The organism is Campylobacter sp. BCW_6465 (assembly GCF_001762815.1).
GTDB classification, from domain to species: Bacteria; Campylobacterota; Campylobacteria; order Campylobacterales; family Campylobacteraceae; genus Campylobacter_D; species Campylobacter_D jejuni.
The window spans coordinates 70,430-94,070 of sequence record NZ_MJXN01000085.1 but is presented as its reverse complement, the minus strand read 5'-3'; the positions used below and the strand labels follow the sequence as shown (position 1 = coordinate 94,070).

The window sequence follows — 23,641 nt, the reverse complement described above, 5'->3', positions numbered from 1 at the left end:
TAAATGATGAAAGAAACACTTAAAAATCATGAGAGTGAAAGTGATGGCAAAGAAACTGCTGATATTGAGGAATTGTCCAAAGTTTTATCTATAGATAAACGATATATATTTATTCTAGATGCTAAGGATACAGAACAAGAAGCAATAAAAAAAATAAAAGAAAAAGAAGACTTTAGGCAAAGGGATGATTTATTTTCTAGTGATGAAAAATGGTATTTGATTTGCAATGAAGGAGACGGCAAAATAGATATATCTTTGTCATATGATAAGATAAAAAGTATTCCGTGTAATGTTATTTTTAATAATTGTAATATTGATTTATGTGCAATTAAGCTAAAAGACTTGGAAAAAGATAATATAGAGACAATTAAAAACCATCTATATTTTTACAATTGTACTTTTGAAAACTTGTTAATCAAATTAAAAAATATTATTTTTGAAAAAACATTAACTTTTAATCAGTGTGCGTTTTATAATGACTTAGACATACATCAAAACCAATTTTTAGATCATTTGGTTTTTATAAATTGCCATGATAATCAAGATAAAAAAATCACATCCTTAGATTTGCAAGAAAACAAATTTGAAGGATATCTTTTTATAAAAAACTGTGCTATAGAAAAAATAAATTTGTGGAAAAATAAATTTAAAAATAGATGTTATTTTGTAGATTCTAATTTTGGATATAAGGATAAAGATAATACAACAAAATTAAATTTTTCAAATACTCATTTTAAAGATAATGTTTATTTTAATAATTCTGAATTTTATAGTTATGCTGATTTTCACGAGTGTGAATTTGATGATATAGCTTGTTTTTATGGAGTAAAGTTTCATAAGATTCCGAATTTCAGTGCTTGTTATTTTAAAGAGCAAAAAGCTGTAAATTTAATCAATGTCGATATAGATAAGCTAGATTTTAAATCAGTGGAGAAATATATAGAAGATAATTATCAAGATGAGACGTGTGAAAATAAACAAGAAATAACAGAAGAACAGCGTAATAATAATTGTAAATTAAAATGTGCCAAACATTTAAAAGATTCTTTCAGAGTCATAAAAGATGTTTTAATCACTCAAAATAATACCTTAGAAGCTCAAGAATGGCACAAGTTAGAGCTTTATGCGAAAGAGAAAGAAAATCATATAAATTTAAGCGTCAAAGACAGAGAAAAAAATGCTGATATATTTAAGAATATATTAATATGGTTTAATTGTGTTTTGTTAAATGTGTATAGAAATACTAGCGATCATCATAATGACTTTTTAAAAATTTTAAATTTTACTGTGGGGATGATTGTTTTATATGGGGTGTTTATTTTCTTTTGTCAAGCTTGTATAGAACCTTATAGTAAATTTTTTAACGAATTGAAATCGAGCGTTATCTTTATTATCATCGGTATATTAGTTTTTCTTTGCTGCATCATGTTTTATTTTAATAGAAAAAAAAGCATTTTTGCAAAATCAATATTTTTTATTATTGCTATGGTGTTTATAGTCTTATATCTCGTAACTTATTTTTATAAAACTAATGAATATAAGACAATTTTATATTTAGTAATGTGTTATATATTAAGCATATATATATGTTATTTCTTTTTTAACATTAAAAATATTATTTTTAATATAGTATTTAAATTTATGTTATATTTAGTATTTTTATTCTTTTTGATTAATGGCTCACAACTTATAAACCCTTTTACAGGTGTATTTTCATCAGGCAAACTTTATGAAAGTCAATTTGAAAAAAGTTTAAATGATTTAAATGCCAGTGCCATTATAAATCTTGCAAAAATTTCTTTTAAAGAATTTAACCTACATCAAGAGTATAGAAACATTTCTTTTACAGAGTTAAATTCAGCTAAAGCATTGATAGTAGCAAACAAAGAAAATCTTTTAAAATTAAACGATGCGAATTTAAATATAGCCAAGGAAGTTTTAGGAGAAAAATATACAGAACTTTTAAAGACTATAAATCAAGACAAGATTACAGAAAATACCATAAAATCCACTAGTGTTTTATATAGCATTATACTTTTGCTTTGTATATTCTCACTCCAAAAAACCGCACGAAAAAATTCCATAGTGCCAAGCTAAGCCTTAAAGCTTAGCTTGAAATTTTATCATCAGTCTTTTAAGTAGTATTCTATAGTAGAAACCACTCTTATGGTTTTGATGTAAGGGGTGTTTTTATCTCTGTTGCTGATGCTAAATTGCCCTTGAGAAGCCTTTTTTATCTTGCCTAGATGGCTGTTTGAATCTTGTGCGAATTTTATCGCTGCATTTCTAGCATTGAGCGTTGCTTCTTCTATCATTTGTGGTTTTATCTCATTGAGTTTAGTATAAAGGTATTCTATGTCATAATTATCGATTTTCGTTACTATGCCAAATTTTGCAAGACTTGAAATGTTTTCTAGTATGCTTTTTCCAAGCTTTACATTTTGAGTATAGATGAGTAAATTTGCAGTGCCTATGTATCGGTATGTAGCTTGAGTGTCGTTGCTATAAGGATCGCTTAAACGATCTATGATATTTGGCGAATTGTAGCTGATCTCATCTTCTTTTACGCCTTGTTTTTCTAAAAATTTGATGATATTTTCTTTATCTTGTTCTAGTTCTTCGTATAAATTTGTAAGATTATTATTTGATCTTGTGAATTTTATAGGAAGTATCAAAGTATCCGCTTCGACTTCTTTTTGGCTTAAACCCTTTACGCTTACACTTCTTTCAAGTGTTTTAAAATCACTTAAAGCCTTGTTAAATCCAAAAGCTAAAATCAAACTTGCCAAAACTATGGCTAAAGCCATAAAGATATTATTTGTTTTCATTTTTTCTCCTAGTTAAAAAATACACTCCATTAGCAACCAACACACAAGCACACATCACAAAAGCAAGGATTATTGGTGTATTTGCATTGATAGCTCCAACCACGAAGGAGATAAAGCCTGCAAAACCAAATTGCACCGTTCCAAGCACCGCAGAAGCAGTTCCGCTATGTTCTTTAAACCTTGCCATAGCCAAAGTCGTGGTATTGGGTGCGATGAAACCAAGCATAGCGATACTTGTAAAAATACTAAGCTCAAAAAGCAGGAAATTTGGATGAAAAAAGGCATTTACAAGTAAAATCACAGTCGATATAAACATTATCATCAAAGCTTTTGCCAAAATTTTTTCGCTTTCGTATTTTAAAACCAATCTCGCATTTATATTTGCACAGATGACAAAACCTAAAGCATTTGCCCCAAAAAGCAAGGCAAATTTTTGCTCACTTAAGCCAAAAAACTGCGTAAAAACAAAGCTTGATCCTGTGATATAAGCAAACATCGCCGCCAAAGCAAAAGAAGCACATAGTATATAAACCAAAAAGCGTTTATCGCTTAAAACAAATTTGTAGCTTTTCATCGCTTCATGATGGGAAAATTTTTTGTTTTTAAGATGAGGTGCGGACTCTTTTAAGCCAAAAAGTATCATCAAAAAAAGCAAAATTCCCAAAGCAAACAAAGTCGCAAAAATACTATGCCATGAAAAATACTCTAGCAAAATTCCCCCAAAAGTTGGCGAAAGCATAGGAGCAAGAGAACTAAAAACCATCATCAAAGCAAAAATTCCTGCAGCTTCTTTGATCTCAAACAAGTCATTGACAATAGCCCTTGCGATAACCACACCTGCACATCCCCCAAGTGCTTCAAAAAATCTCAAAGCGATAAAAGCATAAATATCATCGATAATCACACAAAACAAACTCGAAATGATGAAGAAAAATATCCCCACCAAAGCTGGAATTTTACGCCCAAAAATATCACTTAAAGGCCCATATATAAGCTGTCCTAAAGCAAAAGCGATAAAAAAACTTGCGATACTAAGTTGGGTTAAAAAAGAATTAGTTTGAAAACTTTGCTCCACATGAGAAAGTGCAGGCAAATACATATCTGTAGAAAGTGGTGCTATGCTTGACATCAAAGCAAGGATAATGATAAGTTTAAATTTGGCAAAGCCGTGAATTTTGGTGTGTTTTTGCATTTGTAATCCTAATTATTCTAAAAGAATGATTTTAACAAGTCAATCTTAGAATAATCTTTGTTTTTCTATGTTAAATTTAGAGAAAAATTCTAAGGAAATTTTTTATGCAAAATTTAAACCAAAATGAACAAATCAAATGCCCAAGTTGTGGAAGTTTTATCGATATCAGTACTGCTTTATATGCTCAAATTTTAGATAAAGCTAAGCAAGAAATGCTAAAACAAAAAAAAGAATTTGATGATGAGGTAAATGCCAAAAGAGCTGAATATACCAAAGCTTTAAATGATTTAAAAACTCAAAAGATAGAACAAGAAAAACTCATAAGCGAGCAAGTAAGCCAAAAGCTTCTTTTAGAAAAGCAAAAATTTGAACAAGAACTTCTTACACAAAAGCAAAATTTCCAAAAAGAATTCAGCGAGAAATTTAACAAAGAGCATGAAAATGAAATGAAAATCATGCAAGAAGAACTCGAGAAAAAAAGCAAAGAGCTTAGCGAGTTTTTAAGCATAAAGGCTGAAAATGAAAGACTCAAAAGAGAACAAAAAGAAAATGAAGAAAGATTGAAATTTCAAGCTAAAGAAGAGGCTTTTAAAGAATTTAAAGAACAAGAAAACAAAAATTTGGAATTTGAAAGAGAAAAAATGCGTCTTGAATTTCAAAAAAGCACTCAAGAGCAAGATCTTAAATACAAAGAACTAGAAACGAATTTTAAAAGCGTAGCTCAAAAGCTAGAAGACGCACAACGCAGGATAGAACAAGGCTCACAGCAACTCCAAGGCGAAGCAGCCGAACTACTCATAGAAGAATACATACAAAGTGAGTATTTAAGTGATGAAGTAAAAGGAGTGCCAAAGGGCGTAAATGGAGCCGATTGTCTGCATATAGTAAAGGATAATTTTGGAAATATTTGCGGAAGTATTTTATATGAGAGCAAACGCACTAAAGAGTTCAACAAAGAATGGCTGGATAAGCTTAAGCTAGACAGCATAGCTGCAAAAAGTGATATAGCGGTTTTGATCACAAAAACTATGCCAAAAGATAAAGAAAAAACGCATTTTAAAGAAGGAATTTTGATCTGTACTTTTAATGAATTCAAAGGTGTTTTAGCAGTGCTTAGAGAAAGCATTATAAATTCTTATAAACTCAAAAATGCTTTACAAAACAAAGATGAAAAAAATCACATTTTATACGAATACTTAAATTCTAAGGAATTTAACACGCAAATCACTTTTATACTCAAAACTTACCAAAATATGAAAGAAGAGTTAGAAGCTGAAAAAAGGGCTTTGCAAAATATATGGAAAAAAAGAGAAAGAGCTATAGAAAATCTAAGTTTTAATTCCACTGCCATAGTGAGTTCTTTAAATGCGATATTTAGCGACTTACAAGGTGGAAATTTGATAGGCGAAGAAGGGATTAAAAGTCTTGAAAATTTAGCCAAAGATGAGGATTAATTTTGGGCTTAGCCCAAAATTAATCATTCTCCTGGGAAGTGATTTGGATTTTTCCAAGGTCCGTATTTTACTTTTATGTATTCTTTAGGGTCTAAATTTTGTTGTGGTGAGGCAAAATACTCAGGTTTTAATGATGGGGATTTGCTATAAGCTGTATCAAGTCCTGCACGATTTTCTGTAGCGGTTATAGGCATTCTTACAAAACCTGTATTGACATAAGCTGCTATATCTAGTGCATCTTCATCGCTTAATATAGGATTATCCGCACTCGCACCAAAAGGCATGGCTGATTTTAAAAATCTTGCTAAAAATGGTATCATAGCCATGTGTCCACCATCGGGATAGATAAGTAAAGATGGATATAAATGTCCGCTACCTTGTTCGTAATTATCATTTTTTACCCCAAGTCCTCTTTCGCCATGGCAAGCAACGCAATTTTCTTCAAAGAGTTTTTTTCCACGCACAGGGTCAGCTGGGCGATTTGGAAAATTCATCTTAGCAAAAAAATCTCCTTCAAGCTTTACGCCGTCTTTGATACCATAGGCTTCTTTTAGCCATTTAAAATAAGCTAAAATTGCTTTCATTTCTTTAGAATCATTAGGAAATCTATGAGAGTCAGTTCCGCCCATTCCGCGAATTCTATCTTCAACGGAGATGATTTTCATTGTTTCTATGTCAAGTCTTGGATAATTGTTTAGGACATTTAAAAATGGAATTACATATTTTTTTGTCCCTGGCAAACCATTGCCATCATTGTCCATGTGACAGGAAATACAATTTACTTCGTTGCTTGTCTTTTTTAGCTTGCTATAGGGTCCTAGAGTGCTTTCTGTCTTGCTTAAAAGCTCTATGCCATAACGGATTAAATCCCCTTGCTTGCCTTTTGGAACATCATTGATGCTTAAATTTTTATTTGGCCATTCTTGCACAGGTCTTTTGGAAAGTTCCTTAAAGTACTCTACTCCTTCCTTGTCGCTTAATTCTTCTCCTACTTTGTAATCACTCACGCTTTTAGCACTAAGACTCAAACTAAGACATAAGCCAAGCAATAAAATGTGTTTTTTCATGATTTTCCTCCTTTTTATTTGCAGTTCAAATTGATTTTAATGTATTTTTTCTTAAATATTAAGCATAATAAGAATAATTTAAATAAAATTAAATTTTAAAGTGTTACTAAAAGTAATATATTTTTAAAGTATATAATTAATATTTATTAAAATTTTATGATATTAACTTTATATTAATTATTTAAATAGTTTGTTTTTTATAGAGTTTAGATTTTCTTCTAGATTTTTGAAATTTTTTTCTAAATCTTTTTTTATATCTATAAAGAAAGGATTGCTTAAAGTAGCGATAAGATAATGATTTTCTTTAGAAAAGATATGATTTAAAGTGAAATTTTTATCTTGAAGTTTGATATAAATTTGTTCTTCATTTTCAAAGCTAGGATTTTTGTTTGCACTTAAAATTTCGAGTAAAATTCCGCAAAAAAAGCGTTTGTTTTCGTCCAAAAACTGAATATCATAAATTTTAAAATCCTTAAATTCAAAGCAGTTTTGACTTTTAAATTCTTTCAAATCCTTTGTAAGTCCTAGTTTTAAAAAGTCTTTTTGGCTTAAACTTTGCTTTTTAAATTTCGCCCTAAAACGACGCAAAAATAAATTTAAAGCGTCAATTTGTAATTCTTTTTGTGCGAGTTTTAGTTTTTTGGCTGTAAAACGAAAGAAAAAAACACCTACAAAAACAGCTAAAATTACTGCAATTAAGGCATCTCTTATAAAAACAAAGGCTAAAAAGCCTACAAGTAAGGCTTCGATAATGCTTAGGAATTTTAAGATTCCTAAGCGTTTAAGTATATAAAGTCTATTATTTTCTAAGCTTTTTAAATCCATTAAGATTTTGCTTTTTCCATTCTTTTTCTTTGAGTTGGATCAAGATAGCGTTTGCGAACACGCACATTTACAGGTGTAACTTCTACAAGTTCATCTTCTTCTATCCACTCTAAAGCTCTTTCAAGGCTTAATTTTCTAGGTGGTACAAGCTTGATTGCATCATCGCTTCCACTTGCTCTTACATTGGTAAGATTCTTTCCTTTGATAGGATTAACATCTAAATCATTTGGACGAGAGTGCTCACCTATAATCATACCGGTATAAACTTTAGTTTGAGGCTCTATGAAAAGCACTCCACGCTCTTGAAGGTTAAACAAAGAATACCCTAAAGCCACGCCATTTTCCATAGAAATTAAAGCTCCATTATTACGCTTTTCAACCGCGCCACTAAAAGGACGGAATTCTAAAAAGCTATGATTCATCACGCCTTCGCCTTTGGTATCGGTTAAAAACTGACTTCTAAAACCTATAAGTCCGCGTGCTGGAATTTCAAACTCAAGTCTTGTTTGTCCATCGCCTGTTGGCGCCATGGTTTTCATTTCAGCTTTTCTTTTGCCAAGTTTTTCTATTACTGCACCGCTAAATTCCTCAGGCACATCGATAACTAAATGTTCAAAAGGTTCTGTTTTAATCCCATCTTCAACCTTTACGATAACTTCAGGTCTTCCCATACAAAACTCAAAACCTTCACGACGCATATTTTCAGCTAAAATAGTGATTTGAAGTTCGCCCCTACCGCTTACTTTAAATTTGCCTTCGCCTGTGCTTTCGTATTTCATAGCGATATTAGTTTTCATTTCAGCTTCTAAGCGTTCAGCGATTTTATTTGAAGTTACATGTTTTCCTTCAGTTCCTGCCAATGGGCCATCATTTACAGAAAATACTATACTTAAAGTCGGCTCTTCAATGTGTAAAGGATCAAGTGGCATAGGATTGTTTGGATCTACAACGCTATCACCCACATCTAAAGCTTCAAAACCTGCTATAGCTACGATATCTCCACTTCCTGCTTCTTCAATATCCATTTTTTCTAAGCCCATAAAGCCAATGAGTTTTGAAATTCTACCATTTACTTTGGTGCCATCAGCTTTTGCAAGCATTACGCTTTGGTTTTTCTTTACAACCCCATTGAAAATTCTAGCAATGCCTATTTTACCTACGAAATTATCATACCCTAAAGTGAAAACTTGAAGTTGTAAAGGATTGTCATTTGTGCCACTTGGTGCTGGAACGCGTTCAAGTATGGTTTTAAAAAGTGGCTCCATATTATCACTTTCATCGTTTAGATCAAGCTTAGCATAACCATTTTTTGCTGCAGCATAAACTATGGCAAAGTCAAGTTGCTCATCGTTTGCATCTAGGGCTACAAAAAGATCAAAAATTTCATTGATCACTCTTTCAGGATCAGCAGCTGGTTTGTCGATTTTGTTGATTACAACTATAGGTTTAAGCCCTAAAGATAAAGCTTTTTTAACCACGAATTTAGTTTGTGGCATAACGCCTTCTTGAGCATCTACTAAAAGCAAAACTCCATCAATCATTTTTAAAACGCGTTCTACTTCTCCGCCAAAATCAGCATGCCCTGGAGTATCTATGATGTTGATTTTTGTACCTTTGTAATTGATCGCTGTGTTTTTTGAAAGTATGGTAATACCGCGTTCTTTTTCTATATCGTTGCTATCCATAACGCGTTCTGAAATTTGTTCTCTTTCGCTAAAAGTGCCTGATTGTTTTAACAATTCATCTACCATGGTGGTTTTACCATGGTCAACGTGAGCTATAACTGCTATATTTCTAATGTTTTCCAAATTTTCTTCTCCAAAGCTAAATTTTTAAAAGCTTAGATTATACAAAAATTTAACTTAAACTACAAAGTATCAAAACTTGGAACACTTCTTGCTTTAAAAACTTATGAAATTAAAATTTTAAAAAGGAAGTTAAAATGTCAAAACCATTAAATGAAGAGATTTTTGTTGAATTTAAAAGCGATCTAGCTGAAAGAAAAAATGAAGTTTTGCTTCAAGTTTTAGAACTTTTAGAAACTTTTAGATCAGATAAAAACGAAAAAATGGCAAGAATTTCAAGCGAGCTTACAGAAATTTTAGAAAATGAAGAAAATTTAGAGAAAATTTTAAATGCTAAAAATTTAGAAGAGCTTTTAAATATCTTAACTGCTTTAAATGAAGATAAGATGATTAAAGTATATGAAGATTCTTATTTGAAAGAAAAATTTCCTAATGTAATGGTAGATAAATTTTTAAAATAATTTTTTGAAGGAAAAGTGATGTCAAATTTAGCTCCGCAAAATGATGTTTTAAATCTTACGCCGAGTAAAACTTCTACTACTAGTAGTTCTTTTAGTAAAACAAGTAAAAATAAAGAACATGAAAGTAGCGATAGTAAAAATTCAACTCAAGATGATACAGAGAGTTTTTTAAATTCTTTGCTCAATTCTATCGATGAAACTAATGAATTTTTACCTGATCATATGAAGATCAGTCAAAAAGAAGTTGTTAATGAAGCGATGAACAGACTTCAAAAAGGAGCTTTTGATGAGAGTGATAAGATAAGCATTTTCGAATCTGCTTCTTTTATGCAAATTCTTTCTTTGTTGGATAAGCTAAAAACAGATACAGCAGATGTTAAACTGGCAAATCTTTCTACTCAACTTTCGAGTCTTATCAAAACAGAGGCTAATTTTAATGCTTTAAAAGGCGCATCAAATCTTAGTGAGCTTTTGGACATAGCTAAAGATCTGGGCTTAAATGTAAAAAATATTAAAGTAGATCGTCTTCTTGATCTTAAAGCAACTTTTCCAAATTTAGATAAGGCCGATTTTTTTAAAGGTGCTGTGGATAATGTTTTTAAAGAAATCATCAATAATAAAATTTCCAATATGAGTAAAAATTTAAATCACAATTTACAAAATACAACTCATACTACAAGCACTCATTCTACGCAAAAAACAAATTCTAAAGATAGCGGTTCTTTGCTTTCTCAAACTTTAAAAAATTTAGATTCCATGCTTTCATCCAAAGAAAGCAAACACGAAAAAAATGATAAAGTTAAATCAAAAATAGAAGAAGATACCACAGATGCTAAAAATACTTTAAAAAATATCAAAAATGATGAGTTTGCAAAAAATTTAACAGAAGAGTTGAATATAAAAGATAAAAAAAACCAAGATAATTTAAATAAAGATAACAATCTTAAAGATTTGATTAAAGATAGTACAAAACAAGATAAAAATTTAAACAAAGAGTTAAAAGACAATGCAAGCACTCAGGAGCTTACAAATCTTAAAGATTTAAATAAAGAAAACAAAGATTTTAATAAAGAGTTAAATAAAAATCAAGAAAAAAACAATTTAAATCAAGAGAATATACAAGATCAAAATAAAAATTTAAAGAGCAATAATCAAAATTTAAATCTTGATAAAAATTTAAATAAAGAAATTGTCAAAGATGCTCAGAATTTAGTTTCAAATTTAACACAAAAAGATTTTAGTTTAAATAAAGAGCCTAAAAACAACAACAAAGAAAATAAAGATATAAAACAGAATTTCTTTGATCAAAAATTAAATTTTGAAAATTTAAATAAAACTCAAGCAGTTCAAAATAAAGAGAATAATGCTAATTTTAACAACAATACCAATAAAGAAACTTTTACTCAAGAGCAAACAAAAACGCACAGTGAAAATGTAGATAAAAATAATTTAGATGACTTAAATTCTTTAGTCAAAGATTTAAGTAAAGTAACACAAAACAATGCTCGCAATATCACGCCTAAAGAGACTTTGCAGTATTTTTCACAAGATTTAAAAGAGGCTGTAGATCAATATAAAGCGCCTATCACTAAACTTAGTATCACTCTAAATCCTAATAATCTTGGAGAAGTGGAAGTAACTTTGATACAAAGAGGTAATAACCTTCATATCAATTTCAACTCCAATACCAATGCAATGAATTTGTTTATCCAAAATCAAGTCGAGTTTAAAAATTCTCTTGTAAATATGGGATTTACTGGACTTGAAATGAATTTTAGTGATCAAGGTAAAAGAGAGCAAAATCAAAATCAAGGAAAAAATCGTAGTGGATATGGTTTTAAAGATACTTTAGATGGAAAAAATGAAAGTGAAAAAGTCAATCTAGAGCTTGTTTTAGCGAAGTATTTCTAAGTTGGAACACTTATTGCTTTTAATTAAAAAAGACTGAATGTAAAAAAAGGATTTTATCATGGCGACAACAAATTGGAATAGCAATCTTAACTGGACAAATACTGCTAATACTAACCAAACAAGCAACAAGGATACGAAAGTGGATAATTCATCTAGTAGCAATAGCTCTGGTGTGGTTAGTAATCCAAATGCTACCTTAGATAAAGATGCGTTTTTAAAACTTCTTTTGATAGAGCTTCAACATCAAGATCCAACAGATCCTATGGATAGTGATAAAATGCTTACACAAACCTCACAGCTTAGTGCACTTGAAATGCAACAAAATACCAATACAACTATGCAAAAAATGGTTGAAACTATGGAAAAACTTTCCAATTCTTTTAGTACGAGTATGAGTACTGCAGCAGTGGGAGCTATAGGAAAAATGGCTACGGTAAATGAAAACAAAGTCAAATTAACAGGCGCAGATGAGGTTATTGCACTAAAAATGTATTTGCCTGAAGATTCGGATGATAAAGGAATCACCTTAGAGGTTTATGATAAAAATAATAAGTTGGTATTTAGTGAAAAAAGTAATGAGGGAAAAGAAGTATCAAAAGGTTTATTTACATTAGAGTGGCCTGGTAGAAATAATGATGGTGTTTATGCTGGGGATGGAGAGTATAGTGTTAAAGTGGTTTATAATAATAAAAACGGGGAAAAGATCACTGCAAATTATGGAACTTATCCTATAGAGGGTATTAAATTTGTTGATGGGGTTGCTTATGCAAAAATGGGTGGTCAATATGTAAGTTTTGATGATATTGGTGAAATTAGTGATTATAAACTTGGTTCATCTTCAACTTCCGTTGGAGATAGTTCAGGTGGAGACTCAAGTGATGGAGATTCTTCTAATTCTGGATCCACAGAAGAAGGCGACAAAGAGGAAAAGGCATAAGCCATGATGAATTCATTTTATAATGGAATTTCTGGAGTTAAAACAAATAGTTTTGGTATTGATATTTATGCAAATAATATAGCTAATGTTAATACTACAGGTTTTAAGTATTCTGATACTCAATTTAAAGATATTTTTTATAGCACCATAACTACTCAATCAACTAATCCTGCTCAAGGTGGATATGGCTCAGGATCAGCTTCTTCTAATGTGGTTTTTGAACAAGGTTCTCTTGTGGCAAGCGATAGCGAATTTGATGTGGCTTTACAAGGAAAAGGATTTTTTGGGGTTTTGGGGGCGGATGGTAATGCTTACTATACTAGAAATGGATCGTTTAAAAGAGATGCAAATGGATATTTGGTAGATTCTTATGGAAATTTTGTTTTAGGAACAATGAACCCTGCTTTTACCGGTATCAACTATAGCGATAGGGTTGCAGGGCTTATGGGGGATTATCTTAACACAGGAACTCCGGTAAATAATGGTTTTACCGTAAATTCAAATAATTCTTTCAGTATAGGCACAACTGCTTCTCAAGGGGCTATTAAAGTACCTGTGAATATGTATTTACCTCCTCAAGTAACTCAAAATGTAAAATGGAGTGGAAGTTTAAATGCTAACACAACAACAGAAGTGGTCAAAGTGGATCTTGATCCTGGTAAATTTAACATTACAAAAACTGAAGATGGAAAATATTTAGTTAGCGGTAGTGTTAGCAAAGAAGATGTGTTTAGTGCTAAAGCGGGCGATAGGATCATTTTAAATTTCACTGATGATAATGGCGTAAAAACAAGCTTTGAAGCAACTTTAGATGAAAATCTTAATTTTAAAAGCAATGAGCTTGATTTAAAAGGATTGGATGAAAATAGTATTAAGCTTGATACAGCTCAAATTTCAACAGAACAACAAAAAGCCAATAAAGATATTTTAGAATCCCCTATTTATAATGCAGATGGGAGTAAAAGTACTTTAAGGGTTACGCTTGAAAGGGTTTTGCCGCAAGAAGGCGATAATATACAATATAAAGCCATTGCCCAAATTTATGATTCTAATGGCAATGCCGTAGGCAATCCAACTGAAGGAAATATGGTTTTTGATAAAAATGGTGCTTTGCTTCAAAACAATATTACAAGCATTGCAAACCCAAATGGCGGAACAATTAATATTGATTTAGGCTCTCCTTATGATGCTAACAAGCCTGGTTCGGGTTATAGTGGGATTTATATTAAAGAAGGCGTTGAAAAAAATGTAGTTACACAGCAAGATGGTGTAGCCGAAGGATTTTTTAAACAATATGATATATCTGATGATGGAAGTATTGTAGCGCAATTTAGCAATGGTAAAAATGCTATAGTTGGAAAGCTTGCTTTATATAATTTTATCAATGAGCAAGGATTGGCTGCTATGGGCGATAATATCTTTGCTGCAACAGCTAATAGTGGTGAAGCAAGTTTTATTATGAAAAATGGACAGATTGTTAATACAGCCAAATTTAAAGGCGGATTCTTAGAACAATCTAATGTTGATTTAAGCGTAGAGCTTTCAAATCTTATAGTAACTCAAAAAGCCTTTGATGCAAGCTCAAAAAGCATTACCACAAGCGATCAAATGATACAAAAGGCTATTAATATGAAAAGATAATTTTTAGGAATTATCTTTTTCTAGTTTTTCAAAAATAATTTTAATTTCTTCTATGTCGCTTTCGCTATAATCATGACTTGATTTAATATAGCTTGCTTGTTGCCCTTTTTCAAGGTATAAAACTTTTTCATAATCTTTTAAATTTATTTGATGCTTTAGTTCAAGCTCGGTGTTTGTTTTAGGATAAAATTTTAAAAAATTATCCTCTCCAATATTTTCGGCTTTTATGTATATTTTTACATTATAAACCATTTCATCTAAAAAATTTAGCTTTGCGTCAATATGATATTTTAATTTTATAAGTTTTTTATACAAGACACTAAGATGATTATATTTTTTTATGATATCACGATAAAGATTTGAAAATTTCATATCTATAGCATTAAGTTTTTCAGTTTTTTGAAGTTTGATAATCTTGATTTGATTTTTGATTAGATAATCATAGTAATTTTGCATTTGACTTATGATATTATCAAGTTTACTCTTTGTTTTAAGGCTTAAATTTGTAAGATTTTCAGTTTCTGAGTTTGATTTATTGTTAATAAAATCTAGTGGAGAAATTACAATATTATTTTTAAATTTTATATTATTTGTTATGATTAGATTTTTTTTGGGATATAAGATATTATCTGCTAATAAATTGCAAATATAAATATTTTCTGCTTCTATTTTTCCACCCATGCAGTTTTCAACAAATACATTTTTGGCTATAACTATCCCGTTTTCTAAATTTTTTATATACACAGTATCAGCTTGCAAAGTTCCTTTGTGTGTTATAATAAAAATATCTTGTGCAAAAATTTCGCTTTTTGCATGAGTTAGGCCTTTGATGCTGATATTTCTTCCATAAAGTTTTGTCGCTCCAATGCTTCCATTTACTTTTATGTCTGAAGCTTGAACATTTACAATGCCTGATTTAACAGCATCATCATTTATATCAAAATTAGTGATTTCTAAGTTTATATTTTCATCAGTATTTGTTTTGATTGAACCGGTTGTTTTAAGTCCTACTTGTGATAATTTTAAATTATTTGTAACGCTATATCCTGATCGGTCTTTATTTAAAAATCCATAATTTGCACTAAAATATTTAATTCTATCTTCTAGTTCTTCTGTATAAATGCTTTCATCTTTTATGATAAAAGGATTATCAAAAAAAGCTATTGGATTTAAATGAAGGATTTCTCCTCTTAAATTTCTACCTTCTTTTCCAAGAATTCTATAAATGTATTCAAAAAGTAGCTCATTTTTTTCAATAGGTTTACAGTAGCTTCCTTCATCATAGCTAATATTTTCGTCAAAACATTCTTCGTTAACATCTCTATGATAAATAATTTCATCGCTTTTATGTTCAATCTTATCTACACCTTTGGCAATTTCAAGCTCTATTTCTTTAATAGATGGATTTTTTTGTATTGATAAGATAAAATCATCAATCTTGTCAAATAAATTTTTATCAAGTCTTAAGATTAAAAATTTTTGCTTGATCATTACTTTATAAATATTTTGCAAAATGTCAAATTTTAAATTTGGATAGTATTTAAAATTATCCAAAAAATTAATATTGACCTTAAGATAAGTTAAACTAGGATTAGATTTAAGCTTAACCACGAAACAATTTTTTTGTGTTTTTGGATAAATTTCTATAAGAAATTTTTGCACCATGGTATTGTAATTTTTTACAAAAAAATCATCCGCATAAAATAAGTCAAAATCCTTTCTTTCATAAGTTTTTGTTTTTGCTGGTTTTATATTAGAACACAGAAGTTTAAAATCTATAATTCTAAAATCAAGAATTTGATCTGTGCTGGCTTGTTCATATTTTAAACTTTCAAAAGGATTGAAAGTTTCTAAAGTTTTTATTTCATAGCTCATCATTACACTCCTATGTTTTCGAGGATATGATTTAACATTTCATAATTTTGATTTAAATCAATATGATCTAAATGCACTAAAATTTGTCCACATTTTTCACATTTTAAAGTATTTTCTTTGCTAACAAGTTCTTCGTGTATGGTTTGTGGAACTGCATGAGTACGCAAATAACAGTTGCAAATATAATCATAGGTTTTTTCAGTCTTTAAATCTTGCCTAATTGATTTTAATTTTATGTATTGCTCTAGATTATAATGAATCTCTTGAAGATGTAGAGCTTTTTTTGTGAAGTTAGCTATCCATAAATCTTCAATAGCAAAATGATCTAAAATCCAATCTTTGGTCAATGTTGAAAGTTCAAATGACATTTTAACAATATCATTTGAGTGTTCTAAAAGTTCTTTAGTCTTTTTTAATAATATTTGATGAGATTTTCTATGTTCTTCAATTAAAGGAAAATCAATGCTTTCCATAAATTTTTCTTCATCTTTGAAATGAATTTTTACATATTGGAATAACTTTGTAAGAATTTGTTTTAAATCATTTTTGTGTTGCACATCATTATCTTGAATTTTTAAAGCTAAATCGTTTGCAATTTCAGCAATTTCAAAAATTAGTTCGTGTTGTTTATCTAATTGTATGTTTTTAATGCTAAAATCTTTACTCCATTTGATTTCCATGATTTTTCCTTAAAAATTTTATATAATATATCTATATAATCGTATTTCCTTGAAAAAAACAATAATTTTGCAAATTAAATTTAAAAATTTATATAAAATATAACCAATTTGTTACATATTTATACATTTTTATATTTAGTTTTTATAGCTCAACACTTTTTAAGTATATTATGATATAATTTCTTTGCCTTTTCTTAGACCTGTGCAATGCTATTTTTAAGCACCGCTTCAGGGTGGGAACACAGCAGAGCACTTGATTTTAGTGTGTGCCGCAGTTATCTGGGGAAGGGTTTTCTTCATTTAAAATTCCCTATTTATTTTTCAATTAGACTAGCTTCTTTATAAAGTAAAAATTATGTATATTTGTAACAATAAATTAAAAATTTATTTAAAAATTATAATTTTAAGATTTATTAAAATATTAGTTAACTAGAATTTAAGCATTGCAAATTACATTACCAATATCAAAGGATAAACAATGGATAGAAAGAAAATTCCCTTGTTGGTGCTGTGTATTTTAATTGCAGCTGTGTTTTGGCTTATACCTACTCCTGTAGGTTTGGAAGATAATTCTTGGCATTTTCTTGGGCTTTTTATTGCTGTGATTATGGCTGTGATTATGGCAGTGATTTTACAAGTAATGCCTTTGGGGGCTGTTTGTATGGTAGCTATTGCCATAGTAGCTCTTAGCGGCATTACCACTACCCAAAGTTCTGTGCGTGCTACACATATAAAAACTCTTGAGGGAATTGTTTTAAGAGATAATTCTAATATCTATAAAACAACTATGGATGAGGCAGTTGAAGCCACTATTTTGCAGGCTTTAATCAATGCTAATATAAGTAGAAATTTAAAAGCAAAAGTTAATGAAATTTTAAAATCAAGCACAGATATAAATTACCAGATTGAAAATCTAAGTAAAATTTACACCAAGGCTACTTCAAAAACTTCTACGCAACAACTTATTGATGAGACTAAAATTTCAGCTTTAAATACTTTAGCACTTGATTTTTTATCTCAAAAGAGTATAGATGAAAAGGTAAATACTGCTATATCAAATTTAAAATCTAAAACAGGTATAAAAGATGCTTTAAGTGGTTTTTCAAATTCTCTTATTTGGCTTATAGTGATTTCTATTATTGTGGCTCGTGGAGTTATTAAAACAGGACTTGGAGAGCGTTTGGCTTATCATTTTATCAGTATTTTTGGTAAAAAAACCTTAGGTATTGCTTATTCTATAGCTTTTTGTGAAACCATTTTAGCTCCAGTTACTCCTTCAAATACTGCAAGAGCAGGGGCTATCATAAATCCTATAGTTCAAGCTATTGCAAGAAGTTTTAAATCCACTCCTGAAGATGGAACGCAAAATAAAATAGGCACTTATCTTTCTTTGGTAAATTATCAAGCTAATCCTATTTCATCAGCTATGTTTATTACAGCTACAGCTCCAAATCCTTTGGTGGTTGATCTTATAGCACAAGCTACAAATTTAGAAGTGCATTTAACTTGGGGGCAATGGGCTTTAGGAATGTTTTTACCTGGTATAGCTGCTATGCTTTTGATGCCTTTGGTGCTTTATTTTCTCTCTCCACCAGAAATTAAATCCACGCCTAATGCTTCCACTTTTGCTAAAGATAAATTGAAAGAACTTGGAAAAATGAAAAATAGTGAAAAAATAATGCTCAGTGTTTTTGTCTCGCTTTTACTTTTATGGGCTGGAACTTTGGGCTTGTTTTTTGGAATTTCTCTTGATGCGACTAGCGTGGCTTTGCTTGGGTTGTCTTTGGTGTTAATTAGTGGAGTTTTAACTTTTGGGGAAGTTTTGGCTGAAAAAGCTGCTTGGAATACTTTAGTATGGTTTTCAGCTCTTGTAATGATGGCAACTTTGCTTGGCAAACTTGGTGTTACTCAGTTTTTAGCTGAAGTTTTAGGTGAATTTGCTTCTGCTATGGGACTTGGGGAAATTTCTATTATGATATTTTTAAGCCTTGCTTTTTTATATACGCACTATTTCTTTGCTTCTACTACAGCTCATATATCAGCAATGTTTTTTGTTTTTTATAGTGCAGGGCTTGCTTTAGGAGCACCACCACTTCTTTATGCTTTTATTATGATAGCTTCAGGTAATGTTATGATGGCATTAACTCACTATGCAACAGGAACAGCTCCTGTTATTTTTGGAACAGGCTATGTAACTCTTAAAAAATGGTGGAGTATAGGTTTTGTGATTTCCATAGTTGATATAGTAGTGATGATAGCTGTTGGACTTATTTGGTGGAAAATTTTAGGATTTTATTAATAATTTCTAGGAATTAATTCCTAGAAATTATTCTATAAAACCGCTTGCTATGACTTTATCATGATCATAAAAGACTGCCATTTGTCCGCTAGCAAGTCCATAAACAGGATCTTTTAGAGTGATTTTTGCACTTTTATCTTTATAAATTTCTACCTTACAAGGTGTAGATTTTGAACGATAGCGGATTTTTACTTCGCAATCAAGCTCTTTAGCATCTATAAAAAGATTGATATTTTTTAGCTTAAATTCACTGATTTTAAGTTCTTCTTTGGTTCCTACGATGATTTGATTTTGCTTGGGATTGATTTTTAAAACAAAATGTGGTTCATGTGCCCCACGCACTTCAAAGCCTCTTCTTTTGCCTATAGTATAGTGCATATAGCCCTCATGTTTGCCTACTACTTTTCCGCTGCTATCTAATACTTCTCCAGGAATTTTTGTATCCATAAATTGATCTAAAACTTGCACATAAGTATCTTCAACAAAGCAAATTTCAGAACTTTCCTTTTGAGTGGCAAAAGATTTTAAAACCTCTATAGTGGAAGCAAATTTTTTCACATCTTCTTTTTTCATTTCGCCTAGCGGAAAAATAAGATATTTTAAAGCTTCTTTATCTGCACTGGCTAAAAAATAGCTTTGATCCTTGCTTTCATCTACTGCGGTTTTTATTAAGTTGTTTTCAAGTCTTGCATAATGTCCTGTGGCAAGTTTTTCACAACCTAAACTTTTAGCAAATTCTAAAAGTTTTCCAAGTTTGATAAAACGGTTACATAAAGCGCAAGGATTTGGTGTTTTACCCTCTTTATAAGTATCTACAAAAGGCATATAAACTTTGTTTTTAAAATCTTCTTGTAAATCTAAAATATGATAAGGAATTTGTAAAAAATTTGCAACTTTTTCTACTTTTTTGATATTTTCTTCGTGGTAATTTGGTTTGCCATGAAGCTTCATATAACAACCTATAACTTCATGACCTAAATTTTTAAGTTTATAAGCAGTGACTGTACTATCAACTCCACCGCTCATAGCGACTAGAATTTTCATTAAATTTCCTTTAAAGTATTAATTATAAAATCCAAGTCGTCAGTGATTTTATACTTTAACTCATCTCCTTTAGAAATCACTTCAAGTTTGAGCAAAGAATTTCTGACGAACTCATCAAAACCTCGCCAAAATTCACTCCCAAACAAAACAATAGGAACATCTTTTTTAAATTCTAATTGTTTTAATGTAAGAATTTCACACAATTCATCAAGTGTTCCAAAGCCGCCCGGGAAGATCACAAAAGCTAGACTCTTTTCAATAAGAGCCATTTTGCGTATGGCTAAGCTCTCAAAAGTAATATTATATTCTACAAAATCATTAAGTTTTTGCTCGTGAGGTAAAAATATATTAAACCCTACAGAACTCATTGAATTTGTATTATTTTTTTGTGAAAAAGCACCTTCGTTGGCTGCACGCATAATACCTCCTCCTCCACCGCTTATCACACAAAAACCATTTTGAACACATTTTTGTGCCAAAATTTTAGCCTGCTGATAATAAAAATTATCTTCTTTAAGTCTTGCTGAACCAAAAAAAGTAACAGCCTTTTCTAGTTCGGGTATATTTTCAAATTTTTCAACATCTTTTATGATTTTTGTATCCATCAAATACCTTTTTTAGCAAAACTATAAAAAATGATTATAGCTAATTTTTTTAAATTTATAGAGTAATTTTATCTTAATTGCTCTAATCTTTCTTTTTTAGATCCGATTTCTGTGATTTGAACACCAAAGTTACCATCGACAATTACTACTTCACCATAAGCAATTCTTTTATCTCCGATTAAAATTTCAAGCGGATCATTTGCAAGTTGATTAAGCTCTACAACTGAACCTATATCCATAGTTAAAACATCTTTTAAAAGCATTTTTTTATTGCCTATACGCACACGAACAGGTAAGCGTACATCCATGATAAGATTGATATTTTTAAGTTCTTCGCTAAGCATGATTGTTTTTTCTTCAGTATTGTGATTAGAATCAGTGCTTACATTTCCTGTTTCAGCAGGTTTCCCGCTTAGGATGTTATGGAGTGTTTGATCCATGGCTAAAGAAACTTGTTCTTCTAAATCGCCTATTTTTACATCATATAAAAATAATTTTTTAAAATCTTTAAAATCTACGCTTTCAGGCACAAATTCACAAGATTCTATACTAAAATCCATTTTTGGAATGTCTTTTTGGGCTCCTAAGGTTGTAGAAAATGCTGAAACGATGTTTTGGATAGCTTCTTTAGCTGCATCCATTTCATCAGGACCTAGTTTATCGTTTTTGGTGATCTCTTCTTCACCCATCATCCATTCACCAATAGCACTCATTAAAACAGCACCAGCTAAAATTCCTATTTTTCCACCATTTGCTATATCAAATATAGCATACACTAAAGGTGCTTTTAAAGTATCACTTGCATTGACATCAAATTCTTTATATTCGCTAAATTCAGCACTTTTTCCTGTTAAACCTTCAATGGTGCTGATGCATTCATTTGTAAACATTTTTAAAAAATCATTGATCATATTTCTTCATCCTCCTCTTCAGGCTCATCATAAACACTAGCTTTAGCTTTACGTTCTTCTTCGTATTTTTCCAAAATTTCTTTGATTTCATCTTTATCTGTGCGTATGAGTTCTAAAATTTTAATAGATTTTCTAAAACGATGCAATCCAATTTGTGCTAAGAAAACATCTTTTTTATCGATGCTTACTATAGCTTTATCATCTGCTTCTCTATCAAGCCTTAAAATATCGCCTTGTTTAAGTTCTAAAAATTCATGAACATTAATTAAGGTTTTTCCTAAAATTGCCTCATATACCACTTCAGCACGACCGATTAAAGTTTTAAGTTCTTTGTTACGTGATTTTTTGGCTGAGGTTTCACCCATCATAATATCGCGGTTTGCCAAACGGCTTAATATACTTTCTAAATGCACTACAGGATAGCAGATATTTACCATTCCGCTTGAATTTCCTATGATGATTTCCATTACCACCATGATAACAATCTCATTTTGAGATACGATTTGTACAACATTTGGACTTGATTCTTTAGCTTCAATACTAGGATAAATTTCAGTTACAGTAGCCCAGCTTTCTTTAAGTCTTTGCATAATGATACGCAAAATAGAATCAAGCAAATTAAGCTCAATATCCGTAAGCTCACGCGAAGCTTCATAGCTATCACCTTGACCACCTAAAAGCCTGTCTATCATAGGAAAAGCTATGCTTGGATTGATTTCTAAAACACAGTTTCCATCTAAGGGTTTGATAGAAAAAACGTTAAAGCTTGTTGGACTTGGTAAAGACATTAAAAATTCTCCATAAGTCATTTGATCGACTGAATGAAGTTTAGTTTCAACAATACTTCTCATCATCGATGAAATTTGAGAGGCTAAATTTCTTGCTAATTTATCATGTATGCCTTTGATTGTCCTAAGTTGTTCTTTTGAAACTCTGTTGGGACGCTTAAAATCATATACAACGATATTTCTTTCATCTTTTTCATCTTTTGAATTTGAGGCTATGGGTGTGTCGGTGTTATCATCGACAACTTCAAGCAGGGCATCAATTTCTTCTTGGGAAAGTATCTCAGCCATTACACTAGCCTTTCTCTAAGTTTTTTAAGGAGTTTTTTGTGAATTTGTGAAATTCTGCTTTCACTGATTTGTAAAATTTCACTGATTTCTTTTAGGCTTAATTCTTCATAATAATAAAGCTGAATAATTAACTGATCGCGCTCTTTAAGATCATCTAGCACTTTGTGAATTTTTTCTAAAAGTTCTTCTTTTTCAATTTTTTCTAAAGTATTGTCTTCGTTATAAAGTTCGATTTGCTCATCGATGGGCAGGGTATAGCTAATAGCATGAGCTGTTCTTACCTCTTTGATTTTTTCTACATCTAAATCAAGTTTTTTGGCTAGATACTCATCATCAGGTTCGCATTCATTCTCAAGGAAATATTCATCCATGATTGCATCAATATCTTTAATAATTTTGCGATTATTGCGACTCATTACATCAAGACTTCTAAGATAATCAAGCATAGAGCCATTAACTCTTTTTCTTGCAAAACCCCAGAAGTTATCATTTTGTTCTTTATCGTAACGGCGTGAAAGCTTTATCATTTCTTCAACGCCTATGCTAATAAGATCATTAACATCTATGCTTGAAGGCAAGCGTTCTTTTAGTCTAAAAGCCATAGCACGTAGGGCTGGCATGTAAGAAAGCACAAGCTCATCTTGCTCTTTCTTTAGCATTTGTGCATAAGCTTTAGGCGGCTCTTTTAGCATTTCTTCGTCTTTCTTTGGATTCATTTTTCTTTAGCTCTTCTCTTTCTTCATTGAGCTTTTCTAAAATTATATCCATTTTCTTTTCACGAATAACTAAATCGTTGATAATATTATTGCTAGTTTTTTCATAATCGTGTTTATTAAAGATTCTGCCACTAATTTTCTTTACATCTATAAAATTCATAATAGCAATATGAACAAAAACATAAAACATAAAAGTAATAAAACAAGTAAAAATCAGTATATCAAAGGCTTCATCTATACTAATAATGCTAAATGCAAGTCCTATAAAAAATCCACAAACAGTGAAAAATGCTACGTAATTTTCTGGCCTCATA

Annotated in this window: 20 protein-coding genes and 1 other RNA gene; 8 read left to right on the top strand and 13 right to left on the bottom strand. The window is 30.5% G+C overall.

Going from position 1 to position 23,641, the window contains the following annotated elements; translation table 11 throughout:
• Window positions 1-6 precede the first annotated feature (6 nt).
• A complete protein-coding gene (locus AJ886_RS05465) occupies window positions 7-2,097 on the top strand; it encodes a pentapeptide repeat-containing protein (protein WP_261662648.1) in 2,091 nt (696 codons plus the stop codon).
• 29 nt (window positions 2,098-2,126) lie between these two features.
• Here the strand turns inward: AJ886_RS05465 and AJ886_RS05460 are convergent, their stop codons facing one another.
• Together AJ886_RS05460 and AJ886_RS05455 are read right to left on the bottom strand one after the other, a co-directional pair.
• Window positions 2,127-2,828, bottom strand: coding sequence for an SIMPL domain-containing protein (locus AJ886_RS05460; protein ID WP_002876425.1), 702 nt, complete (start codon window positions 2,826-2,828; stop codon window positions 2,127-2,129).
• The gene (locus AJ886_RS05455) at window positions 2,815-4,020 is read right to left on the bottom strand and encodes a multidrug effflux MFS transporter (RefSeq protein ID WP_070286479.1); all 1,206 of its coding nucleotides are present in this window, start codon (window positions 4,018-4,020) and stop codon (window positions 2,815-2,817) included. The genes AJ886_RS05460 and AJ886_RS05455 overlap by 14 nt, the downstream gene beginning before the upstream one ends.
• A gap of 104 nt (window positions 4,021-4,124) precedes the next feature.
• Here AJ886_RS05455 and AJ886_RS05450 point away from each other — a divergent pair, with 104 nt between their 5' ends.
• Window positions 4,125-5,474 carry a DUF2130 domain-containing protein gene (locus tag AJ886_RS05450; protein ID WP_070287335.1) on the top strand — a complete coding sequence of 450 codons (1,350 nt, stop codon included), beginning with the start codon at window positions 4,125-4,127 and terminating at the stop codon, window positions 5,472-5,474.
• Between the two features lie 23 nt (window positions 5,475-5,497).
• On the opposite strand, the gene AJ886_RS05445 is transcribed toward AJ886_RS05450, so the two are convergent.
• The 3 genes from AJ886_RS05445 to typA all read right to left on the bottom strand — a co-directional run bounded on the left by AJ886_RS05445 (window position 5,498) and on the right by typA (window position 9,174).
• Window positions 5,498-6,541: a c-type cytochrome gene (locus tag AJ886_RS05445; protein WP_070287333.1), complete on the bottom strand. Its 1,044-nt coding sequence runs from the start codon at window positions 6,539-6,541 to the stop codon at window positions 5,498-5,500.
• A 177-nt stretch (window positions 6,542-6,718) separates the two neighbouring features.
• Window positions 6,719-7,366 carry a poly(A) polymerase gene (locus tag AJ886_RS05440; RefSeq protein ID WP_070287331.1) on the bottom strand — a complete coding sequence of 216 codons (648 nt, stop codon included), beginning with the start codon at window positions 7,364-7,366 and terminating at the stop codon, window positions 6,719-6,721.
• The gene (gene typA / locus AJ886_RS05435; RefSeq protein ID WP_070276100.1) at window positions 7,366-9,174 is read right to left on the bottom strand and encodes a translational GTPase TypA; all 1,809 of its coding nucleotides are present in this window, start codon (window positions 9,172-9,174) and stop codon (window positions 7,366-7,368) included. The genes AJ886_RS05440 and typA overlap by 1 nt, the downstream gene beginning before the upstream one ends.
• A 134-nt stretch (window positions 9,175-9,308) precedes the next feature.
• Here typA and AJ886_RS05430 point away from each other — a divergent pair, with 134 nt between their 5' ends.
• Genes AJ886_RS05430 through AJ886_RS05415 form a run of 4 tightly spaced genes read left to right on the top strand, consistent with a single transcriptional unit; the run spans window position 9,309 to window position 14,121 of the window.
• Window positions 9,309-9,632, top strand: a complete 324-nt coding sequence (locus AJ886_RS05430; RefSeq protein ID WP_002868349.1) for a hypothetical protein — start codon at window positions 9,309-9,311, stop codon at window positions 9,630-9,632.
• Between the two features lie 15 nt (window positions 9,633-9,647).
• A complete protein-coding gene (locus AJ886_RS05425) occupies window positions 9,648-11,543 on the top strand; it encodes a flagellar hook-length control protein FliK (protein WP_079860502.1) in 1,896 nt (631 codons plus the stop codon).
• 58 nt (window positions 11,544-11,601) lie between these two features.
• The gene (locus AJ886_RS05420; RefSeq protein WP_096738025.1) at window positions 11,602-12,480 is read left to right on the top strand and encodes a flagellar basal body rod modification protein; all 879 of its coding nucleotides are present in this window, start codon (window positions 11,602-11,604) and stop codon (window positions 12,478-12,480) included.
• A gap of 3 nt (window positions 12,481-12,483) precedes the next feature.
• Window positions 12,484-14,121: a flagellar hook-basal body complex protein gene (locus tag AJ886_RS05415; RefSeq protein WP_070276102.1), complete on the top strand. Its 1,638-nt coding sequence runs from the start codon at window positions 12,484-12,486 to the stop codon at window positions 14,119-14,121.
• Between the two features lie 3 nt (window positions 14,122-14,124).
• On the opposite strand, the gene AJ886_RS05410 is transcribed toward AJ886_RS05415, so the two are convergent.
• Window positions 14,125-15,996 (bottom strand): flagellar assembly protein A, encoded by a 1,872-nt coding sequence (locus tag AJ886_RS05410; RefSeq protein WP_070276149.1) that lies wholly within the window; start codon window positions 15,994-15,996, stop codon window positions 14,125-14,127.
• A gap of 2 nt (window positions 15,997-15,998) precedes the next feature.
• Entirely contained in the window at window positions 15,999-16,676 is a 678-nt protein-coding gene (locus AJ886_RS05405) for a hemerythrin family protein (RefSeq protein WP_002860894.1), read from the bottom strand.
• Window positions 16,677-16,867: 191 nt separating this feature from the next.
• Here AJ886_RS05405 and ffs point away from each other — a divergent pair.
• Both ffs and AJ886_RS05395 read left to right on the top strand, forming a co-directional pair.
• An RNA gene (gene ffs, locus AJ886_RS05400) (signal recognition particle sRNA small type) lies at window positions 16,868-16,965 on the top strand.
• Window positions 16,966-17,154: 189 nt separating this feature from the next.
• On the top strand, window positions 17,155-18,975 hold the full coding sequence (locus tag AJ886_RS05395; RefSeq protein ID WP_070287329.1) for a DASS family sodium-coupled anion symporter: 1,821 nt from the start codon (window positions 17,155-17,157) through the stop codon (window positions 18,973-18,975).
• A gap of 27 nt (window positions 18,976-19,002) precedes the next feature.
• Here the strand turns inward: AJ886_RS05395 and mnmA are convergent, their stop codons facing one another.
• The 6 genes from mnmA to AJ886_RS05365 form a co-directional block, all read right to left on the bottom strand.
• On the bottom strand, window positions 19,003-20,019 hold the full coding sequence (mnmA, locus tag AJ886_RS05390; protein ID WP_070276104.1) for a tRNA 2-thiouridine(34) synthase MnmA: 1,017 nt from the start codon (window positions 20,017-20,019) through the stop codon (window positions 19,003-19,005).
• On the bottom strand, window positions 20,019-20,624 hold the full coding sequence (locus tag AJ886_RS05385; RefSeq protein ID WP_070276105.1) for a TIGR00730 family Rossman fold protein: 606 nt from the start codon (window positions 20,622-20,624) through the stop codon (window positions 20,019-20,021). The genes mnmA and AJ886_RS05385 overlap by 1 nt, the downstream gene beginning before the upstream one ends.
• A gap of 68 nt (window positions 20,625-20,692) precedes the next feature.
• Window positions 20,693-21,535: a flagellar motor switch protein FliY gene (gene fliY, locus AJ886_RS05380; RefSeq protein WP_070210676.1), complete on the bottom strand. Its 843-nt coding sequence runs from the start codon at window positions 21,533-21,535 to the stop codon at window positions 20,693-20,695.
• A complete protein-coding gene (fliM, locus tag AJ886_RS05375) occupies window positions 21,532-22,611 on the bottom strand; it encodes a flagellar motor switch protein FliM (RefSeq protein WP_002851710.1) in 1,080 nt (359 codons plus the stop codon). The genes fliY and fliM overlap by 4 nt, the downstream gene beginning before the upstream one ends.
• Window positions 22,611-23,303 carry an RNA polymerase sigma factor FliA gene (locus AJ886_RS05370; RefSeq protein ID WP_032603269.1) on the bottom strand — a complete coding sequence of 231 codons (693 nt, stop codon included), beginning with the start codon at window positions 23,301-23,303 and terminating at the stop codon, window positions 22,611-22,613. The genes fliM and AJ886_RS05370 overlap by 1 nt, the downstream gene beginning before the upstream one ends.
• Entirely contained in the window at window positions 23,284-23,640 is a 357-nt protein-coding gene (locus AJ886_RS05365; RefSeq protein ID WP_002854547.1) for a hypothetical protein, read from the bottom strand. The genes AJ886_RS05370 and AJ886_RS05365 overlap by 20 nt, the downstream gene beginning before the upstream one ends.
• Window position 23,641 lies beyond the last annotated feature (1 nt).

Coding starts and splice junctions, on each gene's coding strand:
- AJ886_RS05465 (WP_261662648.1), top strand. CDS start 7: ATGAAAGAAACACTTAAAAATCATGAGAGTGAAAGTGATGGCAAAGAA.
- AJ886_RS05460 (WP_002876425.1), bottom strand. CDS start 2,828: ATGAAAACAAATAATATCTTTATGGCTTTAGCCATAGTTTTGGCAAGT.
- AJ886_RS05455 (WP_070286479.1), bottom strand. CDS start 4,020: ATGCAAAAACACACCAAAATTCACGGCTTTGCCAAATTTAAACTTATC.
- AJ886_RS05450 (WP_070287335.1), top strand. CDS start 4,125: ATGCAAAATTTAAACCAAAATGAACAAATCAAATGCCCAAGTTGTGGA.
- AJ886_RS05445 (WP_070287333.1), bottom strand. CDS start 6,541: ATGAAAAAACACATTTTATTGCTTGGCTTATGTCTTAGTTTGAGTCTT.
- AJ886_RS05440 (WP_070287331.1), bottom strand. CDS start 7,366: ATGGATTTAAAAAGCTTAGAAAATAATAGACTTTATATACTTAAACGC.
- AJ886_RS05430 (WP_002868349.1), top strand. CDS start 9,309: ATGTCAAAACCATTAAATGAAGAGATTTTTGTTGAATTTAAAAGCGAT.
- AJ886_RS05420 (WP_096738025.1), top strand. CDS start 11,602: ATGGCGACAACAAATTGGAATAGCAATCTTAACTGGACAAATACTGCT.
- AJ886_RS05415 (WP_070276102.1), top strand. CDS start 12,484: ATGATGAATTCATTTTATAATGGAATTTCTGGAGTTAAAACAAATAGT.
- AJ886_RS05410 (WP_070276149.1), bottom strand. CDS start 15,996: ATGAGCTATGAAATAAAAACTTTAGAAACTTTCAATCCTTTTGAAAGT.
- AJ886_RS05405 (WP_002860894.1), bottom strand. CDS start 16,676: ATGGAAATCAAATGGAGTAAAGATTTTAGCATTAAAAACATACAATTA.
- AJ886_RS05395 (WP_070287329.1), top strand. CDS start 17,155: ATGGATAGAAAGAAAATTCCCTTGTTGGTGCTGTGTATTTTAATTGCA.
- mnmA (WP_070276104.1), bottom strand. CDS start 20,019: ATGAAAATTCTAGTCGCTATGAGCGGTGGAGTTGATAGTACAGTCACT.
- AJ886_RS05385 (WP_070276105.1), bottom strand. CDS start 20,624: ATGGATACAAAAATCATAAAAGATGTTGAAAAATTTGAAAATATACCC.
- fliY (WP_070210676.1), bottom strand. CDS start 21,535: ATGATCAATGATTTTTTAAAAATGTTTACAAATGAATGCATCAGCACC.
- fliM (WP_002851710.1), bottom strand. CDS start 22,611: ATGGCTGAGATACTTTCCCAAGAAGAAATTGATGCCCTGCTTGAAGTT.
- AJ886_RS05370 (WP_032603269.1), bottom strand. CDS start 23,303: ATGCTAAAAGAGCCGCCTAAAGCTTATGCACAAATGCTAAAGAAAGAG.
- AJ886_RS05365 (WP_002854547.1), bottom strand. CDS start 23,640: ATGAGGCCAGAAAATTACGTAGCATTTTTCACTGTTTGTGGATTTTTT.